Origin of the sequence: Nocardioides sp. 616, from assembly GCF_002930065.1 — a bacterium.
GTDB lineage: Bacteria > Actinomycetota > Actinomycetes > Propionibacteriales > Nocardioidaceae > Nocardioides > Nocardioides houyundeii.
Genome location: NZ_POAG01000019.1, coordinates 315,657 through 340,433, shown reverse-complemented (window position 1 = coordinate 340,433; position 24,777 = coordinate 315,657). Strand labels below are relative to the sequence as shown.

21 protein-coding genes and 1 tRNA gene are annotated in these 24,777 nt (G+C 71.5%); 1 reads left to right on the top strand and 21 read right to left on the bottom strand.

Annotation, left to right across the window (positions count from 1 at the left end; genetic code table 11):
* Positions 1-13 precede the first annotated feature (13 nt).
* Complete coding sequence (locus C5H89_RS12860; protein WP_205305005.1) at positions 14-1,336, bottom strand: branched-chain amino acid ABC transporter permease; 1,323 nt, start codon at positions 1,334-1,336, stop codon at positions 14-16.
* Positions 1,337-1,492: 156 nt separating this feature from the next.
* The gene (locus C5H89_RS12855; RefSeq protein WP_275887119.1) at positions 1,493-2,101 is read right to left on the bottom strand and encodes a response regulator; all 609 of its coding nucleotides are present in this window, start codon (positions 2,099-2,101) and stop codon (positions 1,493-1,495) included.
* Positions 2,102-2,170: 69 nt separating this feature from the next.
* Here C5H89_RS12855 and C5H89_RS12850 point away from each other — a divergent pair.
* Positions 2,171-2,244, top strand: a tRNA-Leu gene (locus C5H89_RS12850).
* A gap of 5 nt (positions 2,245-2,249) precedes the next feature.
* Here the strand turns inward: C5H89_RS12850 and pyk are convergent.
* From pyk to hisD, 19 genes are all read right to left on the bottom strand, one after another.
* A complete protein-coding gene (pyk, locus tag C5H89_RS12845) occupies positions 2,250-3,704 on the bottom strand; it encodes a pyruvate kinase (RefSeq protein WP_104107385.1) in 1,455 nt (484 codons plus the stop codon).
* 93 nt (positions 3,705-3,797) lie between these two features.
* Positions 3,798-5,258: a glutamate synthase subunit beta gene (locus C5H89_RS12840; RefSeq protein WP_104107384.1), complete on the bottom strand. Its 1,461-nt coding sequence runs from the start codon at positions 5,256-5,258 to the stop codon at positions 3,798-3,800.
* On the bottom strand, positions 5,251-9,780 hold the full coding sequence (gene gltB, locus C5H89_RS12835) for a glutamate synthase large subunit (RefSeq protein ID WP_104107383.1): 4,530 nt from the start codon (positions 9,778-9,780) through the stop codon (positions 5,251-5,253). Before gltB ends, C5H89_RS12840 begins: the two co-directional genes overlap by 8 nt.
* Before the next feature lie 149 nt (positions 9,781-9,929).
* A complete protein-coding gene (gene lgt / locus C5H89_RS12830) occupies positions 9,930-10,808 on the bottom strand; it encodes a prolipoprotein diacylglyceryl transferase (protein WP_104107382.1) in 879 nt (292 codons plus the stop codon).
* Positions 10,809-10,854: 46 nt separating this feature from the next.
* On the bottom strand, positions 10,855-11,502 hold the full coding sequence (locus C5H89_RS12825) for an SCO family protein (protein WP_104107381.1): 648 nt from the start codon (positions 11,500-11,502) through the stop codon (positions 10,855-10,857).
* The gene (gene trpA / locus C5H89_RS12820) at positions 11,499-12,293 is read right to left on the bottom strand and encodes a tryptophan synthase subunit alpha (protein WP_104107380.1); all 795 of its coding nucleotides are present in this window, start codon (positions 12,291-12,293) and stop codon (positions 11,499-11,501) included. Before trpA ends, C5H89_RS12825 begins: the two co-directional genes overlap by 4 nt.
* The gene (gene trpB / locus C5H89_RS12815) at positions 12,290-13,522 is read right to left on the bottom strand and encodes a tryptophan synthase subunit beta (RefSeq protein ID WP_104107379.1); all 1,233 of its coding nucleotides are present in this window, start codon (positions 13,520-13,522) and stop codon (positions 12,290-12,292) included. The genes trpA and trpB overlap by 4 nt, the downstream gene beginning before the upstream one ends.
* On the bottom strand, positions 13,519-14,301 hold the full coding sequence (trpC, locus tag C5H89_RS12810) for an indole-3-glycerol phosphate synthase TrpC (RefSeq protein WP_104107378.1): 783 nt from the start codon (positions 14,299-14,301) through the stop codon (positions 13,519-13,521). The genes trpB and trpC overlap by 4 nt, the downstream gene beginning before the upstream one ends.
* 88 nt (positions 14,302-14,389) lie before the next feature.
* Positions 14,390-14,605: an HGxxPAAW family protein gene (locus C5H89_RS12805; RefSeq protein ID WP_104107377.1), complete on the bottom strand. Its 216-nt coding sequence runs from the start codon at positions 14,603-14,605 to the stop codon at positions 14,390-14,392.
* Positions 14,606-14,650: 45 nt separating this feature from the next.
* Complete coding sequence (locus C5H89_RS12800) at positions 14,651-15,280, bottom strand: Trp biosynthesis-associated membrane protein (RefSeq protein ID WP_104107376.1); 630 nt, start codon at positions 15,278-15,280, stop codon at positions 14,651-14,653.
* On the bottom strand, positions 15,273-15,629 hold the full coding sequence (hisI, locus tag C5H89_RS12795) for a phosphoribosyl-AMP cyclohydrolase (protein WP_104107375.1): 357 nt from the start codon (positions 15,627-15,629) through the stop codon (positions 15,273-15,275). Before hisI ends, C5H89_RS12800 begins: the two co-directional genes overlap by 8 nt.
* Positions 15,630-15,684: 55 nt before the next feature.
* Complete coding sequence (locus tag C5H89_RS12790; protein ID WP_104107374.1) at positions 15,685-17,493, bottom strand: ABC transporter ATP-binding protein; 1,809 nt, start codon at positions 17,491-17,493, stop codon at positions 15,685-15,687.
* Complete coding sequence (locus tag C5H89_RS12785; protein ID WP_104107373.1) at positions 17,490-19,325, bottom strand: ABC transporter ATP-binding protein; 1,836 nt, start codon at positions 19,323-19,325, stop codon at positions 17,490-17,492. Before C5H89_RS12785 ends, C5H89_RS12790 begins: the two co-directional genes overlap by 4 nt.
* A gap of 98 nt (positions 19,326-19,423) precedes the next feature.
* Entirely contained in the window at positions 19,424-20,185 is a 762-nt protein-coding gene (hisF, locus tag C5H89_RS12780; RefSeq protein ID WP_104107372.1) for an imidazole glycerol phosphate synthase subunit HisF, read from the bottom strand.
* Positions 20,182-20,925, bottom strand: coding sequence for a bifunctional 1-(5-phosphoribosyl)-5-((5-phosphoribosylamino)methylideneamino)imidazole-4-carboxamide isomerase/phosphoribosylanthranilate isomerase PriA (gene priA / locus C5H89_RS12775; protein WP_104107371.1), 744 nt, complete (start codon positions 20,923-20,925; stop codon positions 20,182-20,184). Before priA ends, hisF begins: the two co-directional genes overlap by 4 nt.
* 152 nt (positions 20,926-21,077) lie before the next feature.
* Positions 21,078-21,740 (bottom strand): imidazole glycerol phosphate synthase subunit HisH, encoded by a 663-nt coding sequence (gene hisH, locus C5H89_RS12770; protein WP_104107370.1) that lies wholly within the window; start codon positions 21,738-21,740, stop codon positions 21,078-21,080.
* Entirely contained in the window at positions 21,737-22,372 is a 636-nt protein-coding gene (hisB, locus tag C5H89_RS12765) for an imidazoleglycerol-phosphate dehydratase HisB (RefSeq protein ID WP_104107369.1), read from the bottom strand. The genes hisH and hisB overlap by 4 nt, the downstream gene beginning before the upstream one ends.
* Positions 22,369-23,475 carry a histidinol-phosphate transaminase gene (locus C5H89_RS12760; RefSeq protein WP_104107368.1) on the bottom strand — a complete coding sequence of 369 codons (1,107 nt, stop codon included), beginning with the start codon at positions 23,473-23,475 and terminating at the stop codon, positions 22,369-22,371. The genes hisB and C5H89_RS12760 overlap by 4 nt, the downstream gene beginning before the upstream one ends.
* The gene (gene hisD / locus C5H89_RS12755; protein ID WP_104107367.1) at positions 23,472-24,767 is read right to left on the bottom strand and encodes a histidinol dehydrogenase; all 1,296 of its coding nucleotides are present in this window, start codon (positions 24,765-24,767) and stop codon (positions 23,472-23,474) included. The genes C5H89_RS12760 and hisD overlap by 4 nt, the downstream gene beginning before the upstream one ends.
* Positions 24,768-24,777: the final 10 nt, after the last annotated feature.

The window sequence follows — 24,777 nt, the reverse complement described above, 5'->3', positions numbered from 1 at the left end:
CTCGTTCCCCTTCCTAGCCGACTCGCTCCGCCTTGCCGAGCAGACCCTGGGGCCGCACGAGCAAGAGCAGGATGAGGATGAGCATCGCGGTGGCGTACTTGAAGTCCCCCGGCATGCCGAACACCGGGGCCAGCTCCACGACCAGCCCGATGATCAGCGAGCCGATCAGCGCACCGAACGCGGTCCCGAGACCGCCGAGCGTGGTGGCGGCGAACAGGAGCAGCAGGATCTGCATGCCCGAGTCCCACTTGATCCCGTTGGTCACCAGCGCGTACATGATCCCGGACAGGCCGGCCAGGCCGGCTGCCACGGTCCACACCAGGCGGATCACCTTGTCGACGTCGATGCCCGAGGCGGCAGCGAGTGCCGGGTTGTCCGCCACCGCGCGGGTGGCGCGGCCGACCCGGGTGCGCAGCAGGGCGAACCCCACGCCCCCGAGCACCAGCACCGCGATGCCCATCGCGACGAAGGACTGGTAGGTCATGGTGATCGGCCCCAAGGTGGCCACCCCGGGGTTGTCCTGGACGATCCGGACGGTCCGAGCTCCGACGAAGTACTGGAAGCAGTACTGCATGGCCAGGGAGAGCCCGATGGTCACGATCATCAGCTGGGTGAGGCCGAGCCCCCGCCGCCGGAGCGGCTGCCAGAGCACGCGGTCCTGGAGGTAGCCGGTGAGGGCGCACAGCGCCACCGTGAGGGCTCCGCCGAGCCACAGGTTCATCCCCGCCACGTTGACCAGGCCGTAGGCGAGCATGCCGCCCAGGGTGACCTGCTCGGCGTGGGAGAAGCTCGCCAGGCGGGTGGTGCCGTAGATCAGGGACAGGCCCACCGAGGCCAGCGCCAGCAGCAGGCCGAGCCGGATGCCGTTGGCGGCGCTCTGGGCGAAGTACTCCCCGAAGCTGCGCTCGGAGCTGTAGCTGCTGGTGCGCACCTCGATGACCGCGGCGGCGGTCGAGCCCAGCTTGGCCTGGACGGTGGCCTCACCCTTGGTGTCCAGGTCGTCGGGCAGGGTGTCGGCGACGATCGCGACCGCGTACTGGCCCTCTTCGGAGATCGAGAGGTTCCACTTGCCCGACTCGCTGGTGGTCACCGTCTCCTCGACCCCCGTGGGGCCGGTGAGGGTCAGGTCCACGTCGGCGATGGGCCCCTCCTCGGTGCGCAGGGTGCCCGCGATGCATCCGGTGGTCTCGCTCGGCATGCACAGCGTGTCCACCGCCTGCGCCGGCGCGGCCAGCAGGAAGGAGAGGGCTCCGAGGATCACCACGAGAAGCACCGAGGCGCCCACTGGTGACCCGCGTCCCCCTCGCCACTCGCGTGGTTGCTGGCGCAGCTTCACTCGATCCCTCCCATCGACACGCCCGGACGGACGCACACGGAAGTGTAGGTGTGTGTTGCCTCATATGGGGAGGACCTGCTCGCCGCCGTGGCGAGGTGATGCGAAACAGTGACCTTTGCCGCCGGGCCCGGCACTGGTGCCAGTGCCCTGCGGCGACTACTCGCTCTGCGCGATGCCCGGGCCGTGCGTCAGCACACCGTCGGCCACCTGCCGCATCGAGAGCCGCAGGTCCATCGCCGTCTTCTGGATCCACCGGAACGCCTCCGGCTCGCTGATCCCCAGCTCCGCCTGCAGCACGCCCTTGGCCCGGTCCATGGACTTGCGCGTGGCCAGCCGCTCGTTGAGGTCGCCGACCTCCGCCTCCAGGCCGCGGAGCTCGCCGAACCGGCTCATCGCCATCTCGACGGCCGGCACCAGGTCGGACCTGCCGAACGGCTTGACCAGGTAGGCCATCGCGCCGGCGTCACGGGCTCGTTCCACGAGCTCACGCTGGCTGAAGGCGGTGAGGATGACGACCGCGCAGATGCGCTGGGCCGCGATGCGCTCAGCGGCTGCGATGCCGTCCAGCACCGGCATCCTGACGTCGAGGATGACCAGGTCCGGGCGCAGCTCCTCCGCGAGCTCGACCGCCCGCTCCCCGTCGCCGGCCTGGCCGACCACGTCGTAACCCTCCTCGGCGAGCATCTCGGCGAGATCCATCCGGATCAGCGCCTCGTCCTCGGCGATGACGACGGTGGGCCTGGACGTCGGAGCAGGTGCGGTCACGCACGCAGGCTAGCGCCCTGCCCCTCGTGGTACGACCCCGCGGCGCTCCGGTACGGTGTCGCACGCCGGGCCCCGGTATCCCAACCGGTAGAGGAAGCGGTCTCAAACACCGTCCAGTGTGGGTTCGAATCCCACCCGGGGCACCCGATCAGCGAGGGCCGAGACGACGGTACGCCGGCGCTTTGCCGTTGATCGCGTCCCCGATGCGGTGGATGCGCAGGGCGTTGGTGGATCCGGGGATCCCGGGAGGGCTGCCGCCGACGATGACCACCCGCTCCCCCTCGGTGACGCGCCCGATGGCCAGCAGCGCCTCGTCGACCTGGCGCACCATCTCGTCGGTGTGCTCCACGTCCTCGGTCTTGAACGTCTCCACGCCCCACGTCATGGCCAGCTGGGAGCGGGTGGCCGCCAGCGGCGTGAAGGCCAGCACCGGGATCTCGCAGCGGTACCGGGCCAGCCGACGGGCGGAGTCGCCGCTCTGGGTGAAGGCGACGAGGTAGCGCGCCCCGATCCGTTCCGCGACCTCCGCGGCCGCCTTGGTGATGACTCCCCCGCGGCTGCGCGGCTGCCAGGTCACCGCAGCCATCCGGGCCAGGCCGTGGTCCTCGGTGTTCTCGATGATGCGTGCCATGGTCTGCACCGTCAGCACGGGGTGCCGGCCCACGCTGGTCTCCCCCGACAGCATGACCGCGTCGGCCCCGTCCAGGACGGCGTTCGCCACGTCGGAGGCCTCGGCGCGGGTCGGCGAGGGCGAGTCGACCATCGACTCCAGCATCTGGGTGGCCACGATCACCGGCTTGGCGTGCCGGCGGGCGAGGTCGATGAGGTTCTTCTGGTGCAGCGGGACCTGCTCCAGGGGACACTCCACGCCCAGGTCGCCGCGGGCCACCATCAGTCCGTCGAAGGCGTCGATGATCGCCTCCATGTTGGCGATCGCCTGCGGCTTCTCGATCTTGGCGATGACCGGGACGCGGACGCCCTCCTCGGCCATCACCTGACGGACGTCCTCGACGTCCGCGGCGTGACGGACGAAGCTCAGGGCGACGAAGTCGACGCACTGCCGCAGCGCCCACCGCAGGTCGTCCTTGTCCTTCTCCGACAGCGCCGGCACCGAGACCGCGACGCCGGGCAGGTTGATGCCCTTGTGGTCCGAGACCCGCCCGCCCACGACCACCCGGGTGTGCACGTCGTGCCCCTCGACCCCGGTGACGAACAGACGCACCTTGCCGTCGTCGATCAGGATCGGGTCGCCCGGCGAGACGTCGCCCGGGAGCCCGGAGTACGTCGTGCCGCACTCGACGGCGTCGCCCGGCACGTCGCGAGTGGTGATGGTCCAGCGCTGGCCGGTCTCGAGCACCACCGGGCCATTGGCGAAGGTCCCCAGCCGGATCTTGGGACCCTGGAGGTCGGCGAAGATGCCGACTCCGTGACCGGAGGCGTCGCTGGCCTCCCGCACCATCCGGTACATCCGCTCGTGGTCCTCGTACGAGCCGTGGCTCATGTTGAGCCGCGCGACGTCCATGCCCGCGTCGACCAGCTCGCGGATCTTCTCGGGGGTGGCTACTGCAGGACCCAGGGTGCACACGATCTTTGCTCTACGCACGGGACGAGCCTACCTCTTGAACGATCCAACAGGACCGGGAACGACGACGGGCTCCCTGCGGCGAACCGCCAGGGAGCCCGTCAGGGGGGTTGATCAGACGCTCAGCGGACGTGCCGTGGGCGGGATCGGCACCGGCAGCGCGGTGGAGCCGGTGAGGTAGTCGTCCACGCCCGCCGCAGCCGCCCGACCCTCCGCGATCGCCCAGACGATCAGCGACTGGCCGCGACCGGCGTCGCCGGCCACGAACACCTTCTCCACCGAGGCGGCGTACCGCTCGTCGCGCACCACGTTGCCCCGCTCGTCGAGGTCGACCCCGAGCTGGTCGAGCAGTCCCTCGCGCTGCGGACCGGTGAACCCCATCGCGAGCAGCACCAGGTCCGCGGGAAGGTCCCGCTCGGTGCCGGGGACCGGCTGGAACTTGGCGTCGACCTCGACGAGCCGCAGGGCCCGCACGTGGCCCTGCTCGTCACCGAGGAACTCCTGCGTGGAGACCGCGAACATCCGGTCACCGCCCTCCTCGTGGGCCGAGGAGACCCGGAAGGTCATCGGGTACGACGGCCAGGGCTGGTTGGCCGGCCGGGTCTCGGGCGGCTGCGGCAGGATCTCCAGCTGGGTGATGCTGGCCGCGCCCTGCCGGATGGAGGTCCCCAGGCAGTCCGCACCGGTGTCGCCGCCGCCGATGATCACGACGTGCTTGCCGTCGGCACGGATCTGGTCGGGCACCTCCTCGCCCAGCGCGATCCGGTTGGCCTGGGGCAGGAACTCCATGGCCTGGTGTATCCCGGCGAGCTCGCGACCGGGCACGGGCAGGTCCCGGGCCACGGTGGACCCGGTGGCCAGCACGACGGCGTCGTAGCGCTCCAGCAGCCGCTGGCCGCTGAGTTTGTCCGCGCCGACGTCGACGCCGGCGCGGAAGATCGTGCCCTCGCGCCGCATCTGGTCCAGTCGGCGGTCCAGGTGCTTCTTCTCCATCTTGAACTCGGGGATGCCGTAGCGCAGCAGCCCGCCGAGCTTGTCGGCGCGCTCGTAGACGGCCACGGTGTGACCGGCCCGGGTGAGCTGCTGGGCAGCGGCCAGGCCGGCCGGGCCGGAGCCGATCACGGCGACCGTGCGACCCGAGAGCCACTCCGGCGGCTGGGGCCGGACGTAGCCGGAGTCCCAGGCGCGGTCGATGATCGAGACCTCGACGTTCTTGATGGTCACCGGGTCCTGGTTGATCCCCAGCACGCAGGCGGTCTCGCACGGAGCCGGGCACAGGCGACCGGTGAACTCCGGGAAGTTGTTGGTCGCGTGCAGCCGGTCCATCGCGCCGTCCCAGTCGTCGCGCCAGACCAGGTCGTTCCACTCCGGGATGTAGTTGCCCAGCGGGCAGCCCTGGTGGCAGAACGGGATGCCGCAGTCCATGCAGCGTCCGGCCTGGGTGCCGATGATGGGAAGGAGGGCGCGCCCGATGCCGTCGGGGTAGACCTCGTTCCAGTCCTTGACTCGCTCCTCCACGATCCGCCGGGTGGCCACCTGGCGTCCGTGCTTGAGAAAGCCCTTGGGGTCAGCCATGTAGCACCTCCATGATTCGTGCGGCGGCCTCTTCCTCGCTGAGACCCTCCTCGAGTGCCTCGGCGCGGGCCTCCATGACCCGCTTGTAGTCGCTGGGCATCACCTCGGTGAAGCGCCCCAGCGACGTGGGCCAGTCGGCCAAGAGTGCCTCGGCGACGTCGGAGCCCGTCTCCTCCAGGTGCTCGCGGACCAGCGCCTCCAGCTCCTCGGCAGCCGCGCCGGTCACCGGTGCGAGCTCCACGAGCTCACCGTTGACCCGTCCCGGGTCCAGGTCGAGCACGAAGGCGTAGCCCCCGGACATGCCGGCCGCGAAGTTACGGCCCGTGGAGCCCAGGACCACCACCCGGCCGCCGGTCATGTACTCGCAGCCGTGGTCCCCGACGCCCTCGACCACCGCGGTGGCACCCGAGTTGCGCACGCAGAACCGCTCGCCGGCCTGGCCTCGCAGGAAGATCGCACCCGACGTGGCGCCGTAGCCGATGGTGTTGCCGGCGATGATCTGGGCCGACGCCTCGAACGTGGCACTCCGGTCCGGTCGCACCACGATGCGTCCACCCGAGAGTCCCTTGCCGACGTAGTCGTTGGCGTCGCCCTCGAGCCGCATGGTGATCCCGCGAGGCACGAACGCCCCGAAGGACTGTCCGGCGGAGCCGGTGAAGGTCAGGTCGATCGTGCCCTCGGGCAGCCCCTCACCGCGGTAGCGCTTGGTCACCTCGTGGCCGAGCATGGTGCCGACCGTCCGGTTCACGTTGCGGACCACGATCTGGGCGCGCACCGGCTCGCGGTTCTCGAGCGCGGGTCGTGCGATCTCGATGAGCTCGTTGTCCAGGGCCCGGTCCAGCCCGTGGTCCTGGGACTTCGTGCGGCGCAGGTCCTGGCCGGCGAACTGCTCGCCGGTCTGGACCTGGTGCAGGATCGGGGTGAGGTCCAGGCCGGAGGCCTTCCAGTGGTCCACGGCGTCGACGATGTCGAGCGCCTCCACGTGGCCCACCGCCTCGTCGAGCGTGCGGAAGCCGAGCTCGGCGAGCAGCTCGCGCACCTCCTCGGCGATGTACTCGAAGAACGTGACCACGAACTCCGGCTTGCCCGAGAAGCGCTCGCGCAGCACGGGGTTCTGGGTGGCGACGCCTACCGGGCAGGTGTCGAGGTGGCAGACCCGCATCATGATGCAGCCGGAGACCACCAGCGGCGCGGTGGCGAACCCGAACTCCTCCGCACCCAGCAGTGCGGCGATCACCACGTCCCGCCCCGTCTTGAGCTGACCATCGGCCTGCACCACGATCCGGTCGCGCAGTCCGTTGAGCAGCAGCGTCTGCTGGGTCTCGGCCAGGCCGAGCTCCCAGGGCCCACCGGCGTGCTTGAGCGAGGTGAGCGGCGAGGCACCGGTGCCCCCGTCGTGACCGGAGACCAGCACCACGTCCGCGTGCGCCTTCGAGACGCCCGCGGCGACCGTGCCCACGCCCACCTCGGAGACCAGCTTGACGTGCACCCGTGCCGAGGGGTTCGCGTTCTTGAGGTCGTGGATCAGCTGCGCCAGGTCCTCGATGGAGTAGATGTCGTGGTGCGGCGGCGGCGAGATCAGGCCCACGCCCGGCGTGGAGTGCCGGGTCTTGGCCACCCACGGGTAGACCTTGTGACCGGGCAGTTGACCGCCCTCACCCGGCTTGGCACCCTGGGCCATCTTGATCTGGATGTCGTCGGCCCCGGTGAGGTACTCCGAGGTGACGCCGAAGCGCCCCGAGGCGACCTGCTTGATCGAGCTGCGACGCTCCGGGTCGTAAAGACGCTCCGCGTCCTCACCGCCCTCGCCGGTGTTCGACTTGCCGCCGAGTCGGTTCATCGCGATCGCCAGCGTCTCGTGCGCCTCCTGGCTGATCGAGCCGTAGGACATGGCTCCGGTGGAGAAGCGCTTGACGATCTCGGAGACCGGCTCGACCTCCTCGATCGGCACCGGCTGGCGGTCGGACTTGAAGGCGAACAGCCCGCGCAGGGTCATCAGGCGACGCGACTGGTCGTCGACCGCGCTGGTGTACTGCTTGAACACGTCGTACCGCCCGGTGCGGGTGGCGTGCTGGAGCCGGAAGACCGTCTCGGGGTTGAACAGGTGCGGCTCCCCGTCGCGCCGCCACTGGTACTCGCCGCCCGTGTCGAGCTCGCGGTGCGCGGGCAGGATGCCCCCGCGGGGGTACGCCGTGGCGTGGCGGCGTGCCACCTCCTCGGCGATGGTGTCGATGCCGATGCCACCGAGCTTGGAGGTGGTGCCGGTGAAGTACTTGTCCACCAGCGACTGCGAGAGCCCCACGGCCTCGAAGATCTGGGCGCCGGTGTAGGAGGCGACCGTGGAGACGCCCATCTTGGACATCACCTTCAGGACACCCTTGCCCAGCGCCTTGACCAGGTTCTTGACCGCCTGCTCCGGCTCGATCTTGACGTAGTGCCCCTGGCGCGCGAGGTCCTCGACCGTCTCCATCGCCAGGTACGGGTTGACCGCGGCCGCCCCGTAGCCCATCAGCAGGGCCACGTGGTGCACCTCGCGGACGTCGGCGGCCTCGATCACCAGACCGACCTGGGTCCGGGTCTTCTCCCGGACCAGGTGGTGGTGCACCGCGCCGGTGACCAGCAGCGACGGGATCGGCGCCAGCTCTGCGGTGGAGTGGCGGTCCGAGAGCACGATGATGCGCGCGCCCTGCGAGATCGCCTCGGAGACCTCGGCGCAGATCTCGTCGATGCGGCGGGCCATGGCGGCGCCGCCGCCGTCGACCTCGTAGAGACCGCGGGAGACGTGGGTGATGAAGCCCGGCATGTCGCCGTCACGGTTGATGTGGCGCAGCTTGGCCAGGTCGTCGTTGGAGATCACCGGGAAGGGCACGACCACCTGGCGGCACGAGGCCGGCGTCGGGTCGAGCAGGTTCGACTCCGGTCCGATGGTGCCGTACAGCGAGGTGACGAGCTCCTCGCGGATGGCGTCCAGCGGGGGGTTGGTGACCTGGGCGAAGAGCTGGGCGAAGTAGTCGAAGAGCAGCCGAGGCTTCTCCGACAGCGCTGCGATGGGCGTGTCGGTGCCCATCGACCCGATCGGCTCCATGCCCGCGTTGGCCATCGGGGTCAGGAGGATGCGCAGCTCCTCCTCGGTGTAGCCGAAGACCTGCTGGCGCCGCGTCACCGACGCGTGGGTGTGCACGATGTGCTCGCGCTCGGGGATGTCGTCGAGGCTGATCAGGCCGGCGTGCAGCCACTCGTCGTACGGGTGGTCGGCGGCCAGTTCAGCCTTGACCTCCTCGTCCTCGATGATGCGGTGCTCGTCGGTGTCCACCAGGAACATCCGCCCCGGCTTGAGCCGGCCCTTGCGGACCACGGTCGCGGGGTCGAGGTCGAGCACGCCGACCTCGGAGGCCAGCACCACCAGACCGTCGTCGGTGACCCAGTAGCGCGAGGGACGCAGCCCGTTGCGGTCCAGCACGGCACCGATCTGGCTGCCGTCGGTGAAGACCACGCAGGCGGGGCCGTCCCACGGCTCCATCATGGCCGAGTGGAAGGCGTAGAAGGCCCGGCGCTTGGCGTCCATCTCGGCGTGGTTCTCCCACGCCTCGGGGATCATCATCAGCACCGAGTGCGGCAGCGAGCGGCCACCCATGTGCAGCAGCTCCAGCACCTCGTCGAACGAGGCGGAGTCCGAGGCACCGGGCGTGCAGATCGGGAAGAGCCGCTCCAGGTCGCCGGGGATGAGGTCCGAGGACAGCAGCGCCTCCCGGGCCCGCATCCAGTTCCGGTTGCCCATCACGGTGTTGATCTCGCCGTTGTGGGCGATGAACCGGAACGGGTGGGCCAGCGGCCAGCTCGGGAACGTGTTGGTGGAGAAGCGCGAGTGCACCACGGCCAGGGCCGAGGCGACCCGGTCGTCGAGCAGGTCGGGGAAGAAGGCGTCGAGCTGACCCGTGGTGAGCATGCCCTTGTAGGCCAGGGTGCGCGAGGACAGCGAGGGGAAGTAGACCCCCGTCTCGTGCTCGGCACGCTTGCGCAGGCAGAAGGCCAGCCGCTCCAGCGCCATCCCGGACAGGCGCGGCCCGGAGGCGGCGACGAACAGCTGGACGAAGGTCGGCATGACGCTCAGGGCCGTGGCGCCCAGGACGGAGTCGTCGGTGGGGACGTCGCGCCAGCCGAGGACGGTCAGGCCCTCCTCGGCGGCGATCTCCTCGATCCGGCCACGGGCCTTGCTCACCTCGCCGGCGTCGCCGGGGATGAAGGCCGTGCCCACGGCGTAGGAGTGCTGGGTGGGCAGGTCGAAGTCGACGACCGCGCGCAGGAACGCGTCGGGCACCTGCATCAGGATGCCCGCGCCGTCCCCGGAGTTGGGCTCGGCACCCGCGGCACCGCGGTGGTCCAGGTTGCGGAGCGCGGTCAGCGCCTTCGCAACGATGTCGTGGCTGGCAACGCCGGTCAGGGTCGCAACGAAGGCCACACCACAAGCGTCGTGCTCGTGGCGGGGATCGTAGAGCCCTTGGGGCGGCGGGAATGCGTGCATGAGGCATTCTCCCGTCGTCGTCGGGTGCGCCGGTGGTACTCCGGGGAGGGCCGGCGAACTGGCAAGCATGGGGGGTCTGCTCGGGACGACGTTGGCCCAGGCGTGAGGTCTCAGGTTATCACCCGGGGCAGGGTGTTCCCGACGTGAGGCTAGGCCCCGGACGGGGCGGGCTCGGGCTCCCGCGGGCGGCGGTAGACCTCCGTCTCGCGGCCCGGGTGGCGGCGCGCGGAGACGACGAAGTAGACCGCCGCCAGCACGAAGAGCACCAGCGAGGTCCAGGTGTTGAGCCGGAGCCCCGCCACGTCGTCGAGCTGCACGTCGTCGATGCGCAGGGTCTCGATCCACCCGCGACCGGCCGTGTAGGCCATCACGTACAGGGCCGCCACCCGGCCGTGTCCGAGGTTGAAGCGCCGGTCGAGCCAGATGACCACCGCGAACCCGGCCAGCGCCCAGAGGCATTCGTAGAGGAAGGTCGGGTGGAACAGCACGTCCTGGCCGACGTACTGCGAGGGTCGGTGCGCGTCGTCGATCTCCAGGCCCCAGGGAAGGTCGGTGGGTCGTCCGTAGAGCTCCTGGTTGAACCAGTTGCCCCAGCGCCCGATCGCCTGGGCGACCAGGACCCCGGGAGCCACCGCGTCCAGGACCGGGAGCAGCCGGATGCCCTTCAGCCGGGCCCCGATCGCCACCCCGACCGCACCGAGGGCTACGGCACCCCACACGCCCAGTCCCCCGCGCCACACGTACAGCGCGTTGATCGGGTCGCGCCCCTCGCCGAAGTAGAGCTGGTAGTCGGTGGCGACGTGGTAGAGGCGCCCGCCCACGAGTCCGAAGGGCACGCCCCACACGGCCAGGTCCTGGATCTCGCCGAAGGTCCCTCCTCGCGCCACCCAGCGGCGTTCGCCGATCCAGACGGCCACGACGATGCCGAGGATGATGGCCAGCGCGTAGCCGCGGATCGGCACCGGGCCCAGGTGCCACACGCCCTGGCCCGGGCTGGGGATGCTCAGGGCGATCACAGACAGGGACATGCTTCTCCAGTCACGGTGCGGTCAGGGCGACGCCCGGGGCCCCGGGTCATCCGGCCAGCAGCCTCTCGATGTCCTCGGCGAGCTCGGCGGCTGAGACGTCGCTGCCCCAGACCGTGGTCGCGCGGTCCTGGTCGTCCAGGCCGATGACCGGATCGCTGTGCGCCACCTCGTAGCCGCCGCCGGGCAGCTTGCGACCGTCCTCGATCAGGACGGCCAAGGAGCGGGCGGTCTTGACGATGGTGTCCAGCTCGCCGGTGACGCCGGTGAACTCGGGGTCGAAGCCGGCGAGGTAGTCGCGCAGCACCGCGACGTCGTCCCGGGCGGGGTCCGTGGTCACGAAGACCATGTCGACCCGCTCCCGGTCCGCGTCGTCGAGCCGGTTGAGCGCCGAGGCGATGGTCGACATCACGATGCCGCAGATGTCGGGGCAGTGGGTGTAGCCGAAGAAGACCAGGGTCAGGTCGTTGTCCGCCTCGGTGAGCGAGTAGGCGGAGCCGTCCTTGCCGCCCTGGGTGGAGACCAGCGGCGCCTTCGGCACGACGTAGGGGGTGGTCAGGGCGGAGCCGTGCAGCCCGTCGTCGTCGATCTCACCGTCGGGCGGTGCGGCCTGGCCACCGCCGCCACCACAGCCGGCTAGCAGCAGGACGAGTCCGGCGGCCAGGGCGGTGCCGAGTCGCGAGCGCAGCCCGGTCATCGCCGCACTCCCTCCGCCAGGTCCTGGGTCAGCGCCTCCAGCGCCCGCAGGCCCGCCTTGCGGTCGCCGGCGTGGTCGAGCAGGGTCCGCACGAACGCCGACCCCACGATGACGCCGTCGGCGAAGGCGGCGATCTCAGCTGCCTGGTCGCCGTTGCTGACGCCCAGTCCCACACCCACCGGAAGCTCGGTGGTGGCCTTGGTCCGGGCGACCAGCGGGCCGGCCAGGTCGCTGGTGGTGCTGCGCGCCCCGGTCACGCCCATCACCGCGGTGGCGTAGACGAACCCCCGGCAGTTGCGGGTGGTCATCGCGATCCGCTCCGGAGTCGAGCTGGGTGCCACCAGGAACACCTTGTCCAGGTCGTGCTCGTCCGCGGCGGCGATCCACTCGGCGCCGCTGTCCGGGGTGAGGTCGGGGGTGATCAGTCCGGCACCACCCGCGGAGGCGAGGTCGGCGGCGAAGCGAGCGACGCCGTAGCGCTCGACGGGGTTCCAGTAGGTCATCACCACGGTCGGGACGCCGGTAGCGGCCACGGCCTCCACGGTGCGCAGCACGTCCGTGGTGCGGATGCCGGCCTCGAGGGCCTGCTGGGCCGCAGCCTGGATCGTGGGTCCGTCCATCACCGGGTCGCTGTAGGGCAGGCCGACCTCGATCACGTCGCAGCCGGCCGCCACCATGGCCCGCATCGCGTCGACCGAGCCCGGCAGGTCCGGGAACCCGGCGGGAAGGTAGCCGACCAGGGCCGCCCGGTCCTCGCCCCGGGCCTTGTCGAAGGCGGGACGGACGCTCATCGTGCCTCCCCCGCGGGCCCGCCCAGGCCGAAGTGCTCGATGGCGGTGCCCATGTCCTTGTCGCCGCGTCCGGACAGGTTGACGATGATCGTGGCCTCCGGGCCCTTGGTCTGCGCCAGCTCGGCGGCCACCCGCAGCGCCCCCGAGAGCGCGTGCGCGCTCTCGATCGCCGGGATGATCCCCTCGGTGCGGCTGAGCAGCGCCATCGCCTCCATCGCCTCGGCGTCGGTCACCGGCAGGTAGGTGGCGCGGCCGGTGCGAGCCAGGTGGGCGTGCTGGGGGCCCACCCCGGGGTAGTCCAGACCGGCGGAGATGGAGTGCGACTCCTTGGTCTGCCCGTCCTCGTCCTGCAGCACGAAGGTCCGGGCACCGTGCAGCACACCGCTCTGACCGGCGTGGATGGTGGCCGCGTGGCGACCAGTCTCGATCCCGTCGCCGCCCGGCTCGAAGCCGTAGATGGCCACCGACTCGTCGTGCAGGAACGCGGTGAACATGCCGATGGCGTTGGACCCGCCGCCCACGCAGGCCGCCACCGCGTCGGGCAGCCGGCCGTACTGCTCCAGGCACTGGGCCCGGGACTCGTCGCCGATGCCGCGGCAGAAGTCCCGCACCATGCTGGGGAACGGGTGCGGTCCGGCCGCGGTGCCGAAGAGGTACGCGGTGTGGTCGACGCTGGCGACCCAGTCGCGCAGGGCCTCGTTGATGGCGTCCTTGAGCGTGGCGCTGCCCGACTCCACGGGGATCACCGTGGCTCCCAGCAGCTGCATCCGCGCCACGTTGAGCGCCTGCCGACGGGTGTCCACGGCGCCCATGTAGACGGTGCAGTCGAGGCCGAAGTAGGCGGCGGCGGTCGCGCTGGCCACGCCGTGCTGCCCGGCGCCAGTCTCGGCGATGACCCGGGTCTTGCCCATCCGTCTGGTCAGCAGCGCCTGGCCCAGCACGTTACGGATCTTGTGGGCGCCGGTGTGGTTGAGGTCCTCGCGCTTGAGCAGGATGCGCGCTCCGACCTGCGCCGAGAGCCGCTCGGCGTGGTACAGCAGGCTCGGGGTCCCGGCGTAGTCGAGCAGGATCGCCTCGAACTCGGCCACGAAGGCCGGGTCGGCCATGGCCTCCCGCCAAGCGACGTCGAGCTCGTCGAGGGCTGCCACCAGGGCCTCGGGCATGAACCGGCCACCGAAGTCCCCGAAGAAACCCCGCTCGTCGGCGTCGTAGACGTCCTCCTGGCTCATCCGAGCACTCCTGTCATGTTGCGCACCGCGGTCTCGGGGTCTCCCCCGGTGACCAGGGCCTCGCCCACCAGCATCACCGACGCCCCCTGGGCGACGAAACCGGCGACGTCGGCGGGGGTGTTGATGCCCGACTCCGCCACCTTGACCCGGTCGTCGGGGATGAGCGGCGCGAGGCGGCCGAAGGTGGTCTGGTCGACCGCGAGGGTCTTGAGGTTGCGCGCGTTGACGCCGATCAGCTCGGCCCCGAGATCGACCGCGCGCTCGGTCTCGGGCTCGTCGTGGACCTCCACCAGCACGGTGAGGCCCAGCTCGCGGGCGGTGTCGTGCAGCGCCCGGAGGCGGTCCTGGTCCAGCGCCGCGACGATGAGCAGCGCCAGGTCCGCCCCGGCAGCCCGCGCCTCGACCAGCTGGTACTCGGCGACGATGAAGTCCTTGCGCAGCAGCGGCACGTCCACCGCCGTCCGGACGGCGACCAGGTCGGCCAGGGAGCCGCCGAAGCGTCGTTCCTCGGTGAGCACCGAGATGGCGGCCGCACCGCCACGGGCGTAGGCAGCGGCCAGCTCGGCGGGGTCCGGGATCTCGGCCAGGTCCCCCTTGCTGGGGCTACGCCGCTTCACCTCGGCGATCACGCTCGAGCCGGCGCCACCGAAGTGCGGCATGGGATCGCGGGGCGGGTCCACGTCAGCCAGGGCGGCACGCACCTCGGCCAGGGGTCGGGCGGCCTCACGCCGGGCCAGGTCGATCCGGACACCGGCAACGATGTCGTCGAGGACGGACACGCTGCGACCTCTTGCTCTCGGTGGGAAGGACGTGGGCAAGCCTCTCACCACGGCGGTGAGGACCCGCCCGGGGTCAGGCTTGCAGGTGTCAGTGACCGGAGTCGTGGCTGCTGGTGTCGTGCAGCCCCATGCGGGACATCACCATGAACACGGGCAGGGCGGCGACGCCGAGCGCGATCCCGATCCAGAACATCACCATGCTGACGGGGCTGAGCATCAGGGCGATGCCCCCGACCAGGAAGCCCACCATCGCCACTCCCACCGCGGTCCATGCAGCAGGGGTGTTGCCGTGGTTGTCAGCCATGTGTTGCGCTCCAAGTCAGCCGTGCCATCAGTTGCGAGCCACAGTCTAGGGGGCGCCGTCCCGAGTCGGGTCCCGGCCCTCGTCCAGGGCCTTCCACAACGCGGCGGGATCGGCCTCGCCCTCAGCGTCCTCACCCTGGCCCCCGTCTTCGGCACGGCCAGGGGCCGACCTGGGGCCCCCGCCGGTCGGGGCGTCGTACCGGCTGCCCATCGCAGGCCACTGACCGGCCCGCAGGCCGGCGACCGCCGCGGCCGCCACGCAGCCGAGGGCGGCGACGGCGGCGACCCAGAACCAGGACGTCCAGGCGGTGTTCCACCCTCCCCCGGCGCCCCCCTCCTCGAGGGTCTGCAGCACCGCCTCGCGCAGCGTGACCAGACCCGTGATCCAGGTCGCCACCAGGCCCAGCGCCACGACGAGCCCGAGCCAGGCCACCACGCGCCGCATCAGCCCGCGGCTCACCAGCACCACGCCCCAGCAGGCGAGCACGACCAGGCCCAGGGCTCCGGCGAGCGGCATCTGGCCCAGGCCGGGGAACCCGTCGAGCACCAGTGCGGCTCCCGGCGTCTCGGGGTCGGCCGGCTCGACCGACATCCAGGCGCGGCTGCCGGAGACGGCCGCCAGGACTCCAGCGCCCACGCCGAGCAGCACGGTAGGACCGAAGCTGCGCTCAGCCACGCGACTCGGCCTCCCAGACCAGGTCGGCGTCGAAGCAGGTGCGGTCGCCGGTGTGGCACGCCGCGCCCTCCTGGTCGACCTTGACCAGCAGGGTGTCCTTGTCGCAGTCCAGGCGGATCTCGCGGACCCACTGCCGATGACCCGACGTCTCCCCCTTGACCCAGTACTCACGCCGGCTTCGCGACCAGTAGGTGGCCCTGCCGGTGGCCATCGTCCGGGCCAGGGACTCCTCGTCCATCCAGCCGAGCATCAGCACCTCGAGGGTGTCGAACTGCTGGACCACGGCCGGGACGAGCCCTTCGGCGGTCCGCTTGAGCCGGGCTGCGATGGCGGGATCGAGTTCACTCACCCTGCCAGTATCGCCGGTGGGCGAGGCCAAGGCGAGGGCGGGAGCAGGACCGTGATCATCGGCCCTGCTGCGCGGTCCAGGACGCGTAGAGCCCGGCGTAGACCGAGTCCGCCTGGCGGGCCAGCACGGCGTGCGGCCCGCGCTGCACGACCCGACCTGCGTCCACCACCACGACCTCGTCGGCCTGCTCGGCGGTGGAGAGCCGGTGGGCGATGGTGACCGAGGTCCGGCCCGACATCAGGCGCTCCAGGGCTCGCCCGATCCTCATCTCCAGCTGGGGGTCGACCGCGCTCGTGGCCTCGTCCAGCACCAGCAGGTCGGGGTCGGCGAGGTGGGCGCGCAGCAGCGCCACCAGCTGGCGCTCCCCGGCGGACAGCGCCTCCCCGCGCTGTCCCACCTGGGTCGACAACCCTGCCGGAAGCCCCGCGAGCCAGTCCGCCAGTCCGAGCTCCTCGGCCGAGGCCAGGATCTCCTCCGTCGTCGCGTCCAGGCGCCCGTACCGGACGTTCGCGGCGATGGTGTCGTTGAACAGGAACCCCTCCTGCGGCACCAGCACCACGCTGCGCCGCAGGTGCTCCTGGGAGACCTCGCGCACGTCGACGCCGTCCAGCAGCACCGCCCCGCTCGTCGGGTCCATCAGACGGGTCAGCAGCTTGGCGAAGGTGGACTTGCCCGATCCGGTCTCCCCCACGATGGCGATCCTGGTCCCGGCCGCGATGTCCAACGAGACCGAACGGAGCACCGGAGGCCCCCCGGGATAGGCGAACGTGACGTCATCGAAGCGCACGTCGATCGGGCCGCGAGGCAGCACCTGACCCCCGGCGCCGGGGTCCACCAGGTCGGCCGGGGTCTCGACGATCCCGATCACCCGGCGCCAGCTGGCGATGGCGTTCTGGGCGTCGGTGAGGATCTGGGTGCCCATCTGGACCGGGCCCACGAAGAGCGTGACGAGGAAGGCGAACGCGAGCACCCGGCCTGCGGTCATGTCACCGGTGAAGCCGAGCAGCACCCCGATGATCAGCACCCCCGCGTTGGCCAGACCCGCGGAGATCCCTCCCAAAGAGAACGACACGACCGTGAACTTCTGGGCTCGCACGCTGGCGGCCTGGAAGTCGTTGATCGCGTGGTCGATCCGGCCCTGGGTGCGCTCCTCGATGCCGTAGGAGCGGACCACCGCGGCGCCGACCACGGGCTCGGAGATGGCCGAGAGCAGGGTGCCGACATGGCGCCGGACGATGCCGTACGCCTCGGAGAGCTTGCGCTGGAAGTAGCGGATCGAGATCAGCAGCGGGGCGAAGCAGACCCACACCACGATGGCCAGCTGCCAGCTGTAGAACGCCATGATCACGGTGGCCACCAGGATCTGTCCCACGCTGACCACCAGCAGGATCCCGCCGAACACCAGGAACTGGCTCACCTGGTCGACGTCGGAGGTCACCCGCGAGACGAGCGAACCGCGACGCTCGGTGTTCTGGGTCAGCAGCGGCAGGTCGTGGACGTGCCGGAACGCCTTGATCCGCAGGGTGGCCAGGCCGCGCTCCGCGGCACCGAAGAGCCGACTGGTCATCAGGTACGAGGCGACGGAGGAGATCACCAGGGCCAGGGCGCAGGCCAGCCCGGTCCAGACCACGAAGCCGACGTCGGTGCCGTCGGGGCCGTTGAGCCCGCGGTCCAGCGTCTGCTGGACCGCCACGGGCACGATCACCTGCCCCAGAGAGGCGACCACGGCGAAGAACACGGTGAGGCCGAGGCCCTCCTTGAGCTCCGGCGAGATCGCGAACCCGCGACGGAGCGTGTCCATGGCGCCGATCTCGTCGCCACCGTCCATCCGGGTCGTGGCAGCAGGGTCGTGGACGGTGCTCATGCGCGTTCTCCCGCGGTCTCGCCGAGCACCTGGGCGAGCCCGGCCTCCGACTCCTCGTGTGCGGCCTGCTCGTAGGCGTTGACCAGCCTGGCGTAGGCGGGTCTGCGGGCCAGCAGCTCGGCGTGGCTGCCTCGATCGGCCACCTTCCCGTCGGCGAGGTAGACCACCTCGTCGGCCAGGGAGATGGTCGCCTTGCGGTAGGCCACCACCACCAGCGTGGTGTCGCCGGAGCCCTCGCGCAGCGAGCTGAGGATCCTGGCCTCCACCTCGGGGTCCACCGCCGACGTGGCGTCGTCGAGGATCAGCAGCCGAGGTCGCCGCGCCAGGGCCCGCGCCAGCGAGAGCCGCTGCCGCTGCCCACCGGACAGCGACGTGCCCCGCTCACCGAGCTGGGTGTCGAGCCCCTGGGGCAGCGCGGCGACGAAGCCGTCGGCCTGGGCGGTCCGCAGTGCCGCCCACACCTGCTCGTCATCGATCTGGGCGCCGAGGGTGACGTTGCCGCGGACGGTGTCGTCGAAGAGGAAGGCCGTCTGGGGGACGAGCGCGACCGCCCGCGAGCCTCCGCCGCGACGCAGCTCGCGCAGGTCGACCCCGTCCAGCAGGATCCGCCCGTGGTCGGGGTCGACCAGGCGGGTCATCAGGCTGGTGAGGGTGCTCTTGCCGGACGCTGTCGCGCCGACCAGGGCGATGGTCTGTCCCGGGTCCACCGCGAAGCTCACCTCGCGCAGCAGCGGGGTCGCCGGGTCGTAGGAGTAGCCCACGGACTCCAGCTCCAGGCGTGCCCCGACCGTCGAGGGGGGCAGCGACGCCTCGCCGTACGCGACGGCGCCGGTGGCGCCCAGCACCGACCGGATGCGCCGGAAGCCCACGACGCTGCGCGGGAACTCGCCGAGCAGCCACCCGATGGCCCGGATCGGGAAGGACACGATGGTGAGCAGGTAGGCGACCGTGACGACGTCGCCGGCACTCGCCGCACCGGAGGTGACCCGTGCGACCCCGACCGCGAGCACCACGAGCACGCCCAGGTTGGGCAGCGAGGCGAGGGTGGGATCGAAGACGGCCCGGATCCGGCCGGCGCGGATCGTCACGTCGCGCAGCTCGTGTGCCTTCACGCTGAAGCGGGCGGTCTCCTCGGGCTCGCGGCCCAGGGTCTTGACCACCATGGCGCCGTCGAAGGACTCGTGGGCGATCTCGCTGACCTCCGCACGCAGGCCCTGGGCCCGGGTCATCAACGGCGAGGACAGGCGCTGGTAGGCCAGGTTGGCAACCACCACGGCCGGGAAGACGAGCAGGCCCACGGCGGCCAGCACCACGTCCGCCACGAGCATCTGCACCACGGCGATCACCATCATCACCACGGTCCCCAGCGCCATCGGCAGCGGCGCGATGGGACCCCAAGCGGCCTCGACGTCGGAGTAGGCGTTGGAGAGCAGCTGACCCGTCGGGTGGCGCTGGTGCCACTCCATGGGCAGCGCGAGGTACTGACGCGTCACGGCGCGCCGGGTGTGCGACTGCATCCGGTACTGCATGAGGCCCGCCCCGAGGCGCCGAGCCACGATGCCTACCGCTCGGAGCACGGCGACGCCGAGGAACAGCCCCAGCACGGCCCAGAGCAGCCCGGCTGCGATCTCTCCGTCGGCGAAGGCGGGGATGACGACGTTCTCGGTGGCCCAGCCCAGCACCCAGGCATCCGCCACGGTCAGGACCGCGAAGAGCACGCTGCCCAGGGTGGAGAGGACGAAGATGACCGGCTCCCGCCGGATCGCGACCCCGAGCACGGCGAAGCCCTCTCGGGTGGTCGAGCTCCGCAACGTGCCCCGCTCGTCCACCACGCGTGTGCCCCTTAGTCCCGTGTCGAAAGTGCCGATCCAGTGGCGAACCGGCCAGACGCCCGGCCTATTCCCTGCTTGACCGCGGGGAGGAGGCCCCCTCAGCGCACCGGATGACCGGCGGCGGCCAGGGACTGCTTCACGTCGCGGATCCGCAGGGTGCCGAAGTGGAACACGGTGGCCGCGAGCACGGCGTCCGCGCCGGCCTCCACGGCCGGAGGGAAGTGCTCGGCGCGCCCGGCACCGCCCGAGGCGATCACCGGGATGGTGACCTCCCGGCGTACCGCGCGGATCAGGTCGGTGTCGAAGCCGTCCTGGGTCCCGTCGGCGTCCATCGCGTTCAGCAGGATCTCTCCGGCTCCGAGTTCGGCGGCGCGGGCGGCCCAGGCCACCGCGTCCAGACCCGCGGAGCGCCGGCCCCCGTGCGTGGTCACCTCGAAGCCCGAGTCGGTGCCCGGCGCCCGGCGGGCGTCGACCGACAGCACCAGCACCTGGCTGCCGAACCGATCGGCCACCTCGGCGATCAGCTCGGGACGCTGGATGGCGGCGGTGTTGGTGGCGACCTTGTCCGCTCCGGCTCGCAGCAGCCGGTCGACGTCGGCGACCGAGGAGACTCCGCCACCGACGGTGAGCGGGATGAAGACCTGCTCGGCGGTCCGGGAGACGATCTCCATCGTCGTGGCCCGCCCCTCGTGGGAGGCCGAGATGTCGAGGAAGGTGAGCTCGTCCGCACCCTCGGCGTCATAGATCCGGGCCAGCTCCACGGGGTCGCCGGCGTCGCGCAGGTCGGAGAAGTTGATGCCCTTGACCACGCGCCCCGCGTCCACGTCCAGGCACGGGATGACCCGTACCGCGAGGCTCACGACGCCCCGCCGGCGGGCAGGGTCAGGGCGAGGGCCTCCTCGAGGGTGAACCGCCCCTCGTAGAGCGCGGTGCCGATGATGGCCCCCTCGACGCCGATGCCGACCAGCTTCTGCAGCGCTGCCAGGTCGGCCAGCTCGGTGATGCCACCGGAGGCGACGACCGGGCGGTCGGTCGCGGCGCACACCGACTCCAGGAGCTCGAGGTTCGGCCCCTGGAGCATGCCGTCCTTGTTGACGTCGGTGACCACGTAGCGGGCGCAGCCCTCGGAGTCCAGCCGGCTCAGCACCTCGAACAGGTCTCCCCCGTCGCGGGTCCAGCCCCGCGCGGCCAGCGTCCGGCCGCGGACGTCGAGGCCCACGGCGACGCGGTCGCCGTATGTCGCGATGGCGCGCGCGCACCACTCTGGCTGCTCCAGGGCGGCGGTGCCGATGTTGACCCGGCGGCAGCCGGTCGCCATCGCGGCCGCCAGCGACTCGTCGTCGCGGATGCCGCCGCTCATCTCGACCTTGATGTCGAGGGTGTCCACGATCCTGGCCTGCAGCTCCCGGTTGTGTCCTCGGCCGAACGCTGCGTCCAGGTCGACCAGGTGGAGCCACTCCGCCCCTGCCTCCTGCCAGCGCAGGGCAGCCTCGACCGGGTCCCCGAACCGCTTCTCCGATCCCGCGACGCCCTGGACCAGCTGGACGGCCTGGCCCCCGGCGATGTCGACGGCGGGAAGGAGCTCGAGGTACTGGGACATGGCGGGGACTCTCCTGGGGGTGCTGGGGTTCGGGATGGAGGGGTTCGGCGCGGTCGCATCGTGCGCGGCCAGGGGCGGGATCGCACGGACCCGGATGGAGCGGAGGTAGGTGCTGCGTCGGCGTTTGCCGCCCCGGCGCCGCTCCAGCCAGCTCACAAGGACTGCATCCAGTTGCGCAGCAGCGCGGCCCCGGCGTCCCCCGACTTCTCGGGGTGGAACTGGGTGGCGGTCAGCGGGCCGTTCTCGACGGCCGCCACGAAGCGGTCCCCGCCGTGCTCGGCCCACGTGACCAGGGGCGCGCGGGTGCGGTCGTTGGTGACCAGGGTCCAGTCCCGCACCCCGTAGGAGTGCACGAAGTAGAAGCGCTCCTCGGCGAGGCCGGCGAACAGCGTCGACTCCTCGGGCGCCTCGACGGTGTTCCAGCCCATGTGCGGCACCACCGGCGCCTGGAGACGCTCCACGACCCCGGGCCACTCGTCGCAGCCCTGGGACTCCACGCCGTGCTCGACGCCGCGCGAGAACAGGATCTGCATGCCCACGCAGATACCCAGCACCGGGCGTCCGCCGGCGAGCCGCCGGCCGATGATCTCGTGTCCCCGGACCTCCCGCAGGCCGGCCATGCACGAGGCGAAGGCACCCACGCCGGGCACCACGAGACCGTCCGCGTCCTGTGCGGCCTGGCGGTCGGACGTCAGGGTCACCGACGCGCCGGCCCGCTCCAGCGCGCGCACCACGGAGCGGACGTTGCCCGAGCCGTAGTCCAGGACCACGACCTCCCGGGCGGGGCGGTCGGCGGTGGCGTCGGTAGTCGTCACAGCGACCCCTTGGTGGAGGGCACGCCCGTCTCGCGCGGGTCAATGGCGATCGCGTCCCGCAGGGCGCGGGCGAACGCCTTGAACTGGGTCTCCACGATGTGGTGCGGGTCGCGTCCGCCCAGCACCCGCACGTGGATGGCCATGTTGGCGTGGTGGGCGATCGACTCGAAGACGTGCCGCGTCAGGGAGCCGACGTACGGCGCCGTGGTGCCGCCGATGGAGACGAACTCCTGGCCCGCGGGCTCACCGGTGTGCACGCAGTAGGGGCGCCCGGAGACGTCGACGACGGCCTGGACCAGCGCCTCGTCCAGGGGCACGGTGGCGTCGCCGAAGCGCCTGATGCCCACCTTGTCGCCCAGGGCCTGACGGATCGCCGTGCCCAGCGCGATCGCGGTGTCCTCCACGGTGTGGTGGGAGTCGATGTGGGTGTCGCCGACGACGTGCACGACGAGGTCGACCAGGGAGTGCCTGGCGAACGCGGTGAGCATGTGGTCGTAGAACCCGACCCCGGTGGAGATCTGGGCCTGGCCGCTGCCGTCGAGGTCGAGCTCGAGGTGGATCTGCGTCTCCCGGGTCTCGCGGTCGACGACGGCGATCCGCCTGCCTCCGGCCACGGACTGCTCGGTGCTCATCGTTGCTCCTCCATCGTTTGGGTCTTCATCACGTCCACCAGGGCCTCCCTGAAGGCGGCCATCTCCTCGGGCGTCCCGACCGAGACGCGCAGCCAGCCCTGGGGACCGGTCTCGCGGATCAGGACGCCGCGGTCCAGTAGACCCTGCCAGACCGCGTGCCGGTCGACGAGTCCACCGAAGAGCACGAAGTTGGCGTCGCTCGTGGCCACCCGCAGGCCCTGCTCGGCCAGCCAGGTCACGCAGGCGTCGCGCTCGGCGCGTAGCGCGTCCACCTGGGCCAGCAGCTCGGGCGCGTGTCGCAGGGCGGCCAGCGCAGTCGCCTGGGTCACCGCGGAGAGGTGGTAGGGCAGGCGCACGACGCGCAGCGCGTCACAGATGGCCGGGTCCGCGGCCAGGTAGCCCAGCCGGGCGCCGGCCAGCGCGAACGCCTTGCTCATGGTCCGGGTGACGACCAGGTTGCGGTACTGCGCGAGCAGCTCCAGCGCGCTGGGCGTCCCGGCCCGCCGGAACTCCCCGTAGGCCTCGTCGACCACGACCAGACCGTCCCCGGCGGCCTCGCACAGCACCGAGATCGCCTCGGGCGGCAGTGCCGTGCCCGTGGGGTTGTTGGGCGAAGGCAGCAGGACCACGCTGGGGCGGTGCTCGAGCACCAGCTCGCGGGCCGCGTCCAGGTCGAGTTCGAAGTCGGTCTCCCGCCGTCCCTCCACCCAGCCGGTGACGGTGTCGCGGGCATACTCCGGATACATCGCGTACGTCGGGGCGAAGCTCAGCGCGCAGCGACCCGGCCCGCCGAAGGCCTGCAGGAGCTGGAGCATCACCTCGTTGGACCCGTTGGCGGCCCAGACCCCGGTGGCGGCGATACCGCTGCCGCCCGAGGTGTTGAGGTAGTCGGCCAGCCGCTCGCGCAGCTCGGTGAACTCCCGGTCCGGATAGCGGTTCAACGTGCTCGCCGCAGCCGCGACGGAGGCCGAGATGTCGGCCACCACGGTCGCGGACGGGGCATACGGGTTCTCGTTGACATTGAGCTGGACGGGCACGTCGAGCTGGGGCGCGCCGTAGGGCTCGATGCCGCGCAGGTCCTCGCGCAGCGGGGGGAACGTCACGACAGCCGCACCTGGACCGCGGCTCCGTGGCCGGGCAGGTCCTCGGCCTCGGCCAGGGTCACCACGTGCTGGGCGACCTGCTCCAGCGCCTCACGGGAGTAGTCCACGACGTGCACGGCCCGCAGGAAGGAGCGCACCGAGAGCCCCGAGGAGTGGCAGGCGCACCCGGCGGTGGGCAGCACGTGGTTGGAGCCGGCGGCGTAGTCGCCGAGCGAGACCGGTGCGTAGGGGCCGACGAAGACCGCGCCGGCGTTGCGGACCCGGCCCGCAACCCGAGCGGCGTCGGCGGTGTGGATCTCCAGGTGCTCGGCGGCGTAGGCGTTGACCACCGCCAGACCCTGCTCGAGGTCCTTGACCAGCACGACGCCCGACTGCTCGCCCTCCAGGGCGGTGCGGACGCGCTCGGCGTGGCGCGTCTGGCCGACCTGCTTGTCCAGCTCGATCACGACCTCGTCGGCGAGGCGCACCGAGTCGGTGACCAGCACCGAGGCGGCCAGCGGGTCGTGCTCGGCCTGGGAGATCAGGTCGGCAGCGACGTAGCGGGCGTTCGCGGTGTCGTCGGCCAGCACCGCGATCTCGGTGGGACCGGCCTCGGAGTCGATGCCCACGACGCCCTTGAGCAGTCGCTTGGCGGCGACCGTGTAGATGTTCCCCGGCCCGGTCACCAGGTCGACCCGGCGGCAGGGACCCGCACCGTGCGCCAGCATCGCGATCCCCTGGGCCCCGCCCACGGCGTAGACCTCGTCGACGCCGAGCAGCGCGCAGGCAGCCAGGATCGTGGCGGCGGGCAGGCCGCCGTTGTCCTTCTGCGGAGGGCTGGTCAGGGCGATCGATCCCACTCCGGCGACCTGGGCGGGCACCACGTTCATCAGCACGCTGGAGACCAGGGGCGCCAGGCCGCCCGGGACGTAGAGCCCGACCCGGTCGACCGGGACGAGCCGGTGGGTGACGGTCGCGCCCGGCGCCACCACGGTGGTGACGTCCTGCTCGAGCTCGGCCTGGCAGGTGATGCGCAGCCGGCGCACCGATTCCTCCAGCGCGGCACGCACGGCCGGGTCGAGCCGTTCCAGCGCGTCGGTGAGCGCGGCCGGGGGCACCACGATGTCGCTCTGGCTGACCCCGTCGAACCGCTCGGAGAACTCGGTGATGGCCTCCACGCCGCGGTCGCGGACCGCGTCGCAGATGGGCCGCACCAGATGGGTCGCGGACTCGACGTCGAACGCGGCGCGCGGCACGGCGGCGCGGTAGTCGACGGACGCGGCGGCGTCCCGGAGGTCGATGCGACGGATCATGGCGCAATTG

Bases quoted from the DNA above. Each gene is read 5' to 3' on its own strand.
- C5H89_RS12805 (WP_104107377.1), bottom strand. From the start codon at position 14,605: ATGGCTGACAACCACGGCAACACCCCTGCTGCATGGACCGCGGTGGGA.
- trpA (WP_104107380.1), bottom strand. From the start codon at position 12,293: ATGAGCGTCCGTCCCGCCTTCGACAAGGCCCGGGGCGAGGACCGGGCG.
- C5H89_RS12840 (WP_104107384.1), bottom strand. From the start codon at position 5,258: ATGGCTGACCCCAAGGGCTTTCTCAAGCACGGACGCCAGGTGGCCACC.
- gltB (WP_104107383.1), bottom strand. From the start codon at position 9,780: ATGCACGCATTCCCGCCGCCCCAAGGGCTCTACGATCCCCGCCACGAG.
- priA (WP_104107371.1), bottom strand. From the start codon at position 20,925: ATGTCCCAGTACCTCGAGCTCCTTCCCGCCGTCGACATCGCCGGGGGC.
- C5H89_RS12825 (WP_104107381.1), bottom strand. From the start codon at position 11,502: ATGACCGGGCTGCGCTCGCGACTCGGCACCGCCCTGGCCGCCGGACTC.
- hisD (WP_104107367.1), bottom strand. From the start codon at position 24,767: ATGATCCGTCGCATCGACCTCCGGGACGCCGCCGCGTCCGTCGACTAC.
- hisB (WP_104107369.1), bottom strand. From the start codon at position 22,372: ATGAGCACCGAGCAGTCCGTGGCCGGAGGCAGGCGGATCGCCGTCGTC.
- lgt (WP_104107382.1), bottom strand. From the start codon at position 10,808: ATGTCCCTGTCTGTGATCGCCCTGAGCATCCCCAGCCCGGGCCAGGGC.
- C5H89_RS12790 (WP_104107374.1), bottom strand. From the start codon at position 17,493: ATGAGCACCGTCCACGACCCTGCTGCCACGACCCGGATGGACGGTGGC.
- trpB (WP_104107379.1), bottom strand. From the start codon at position 13,522: ATGAGCCAGGAGGACGTCTACGACGCCGACGAGCGGGGTTTCTTCGGG.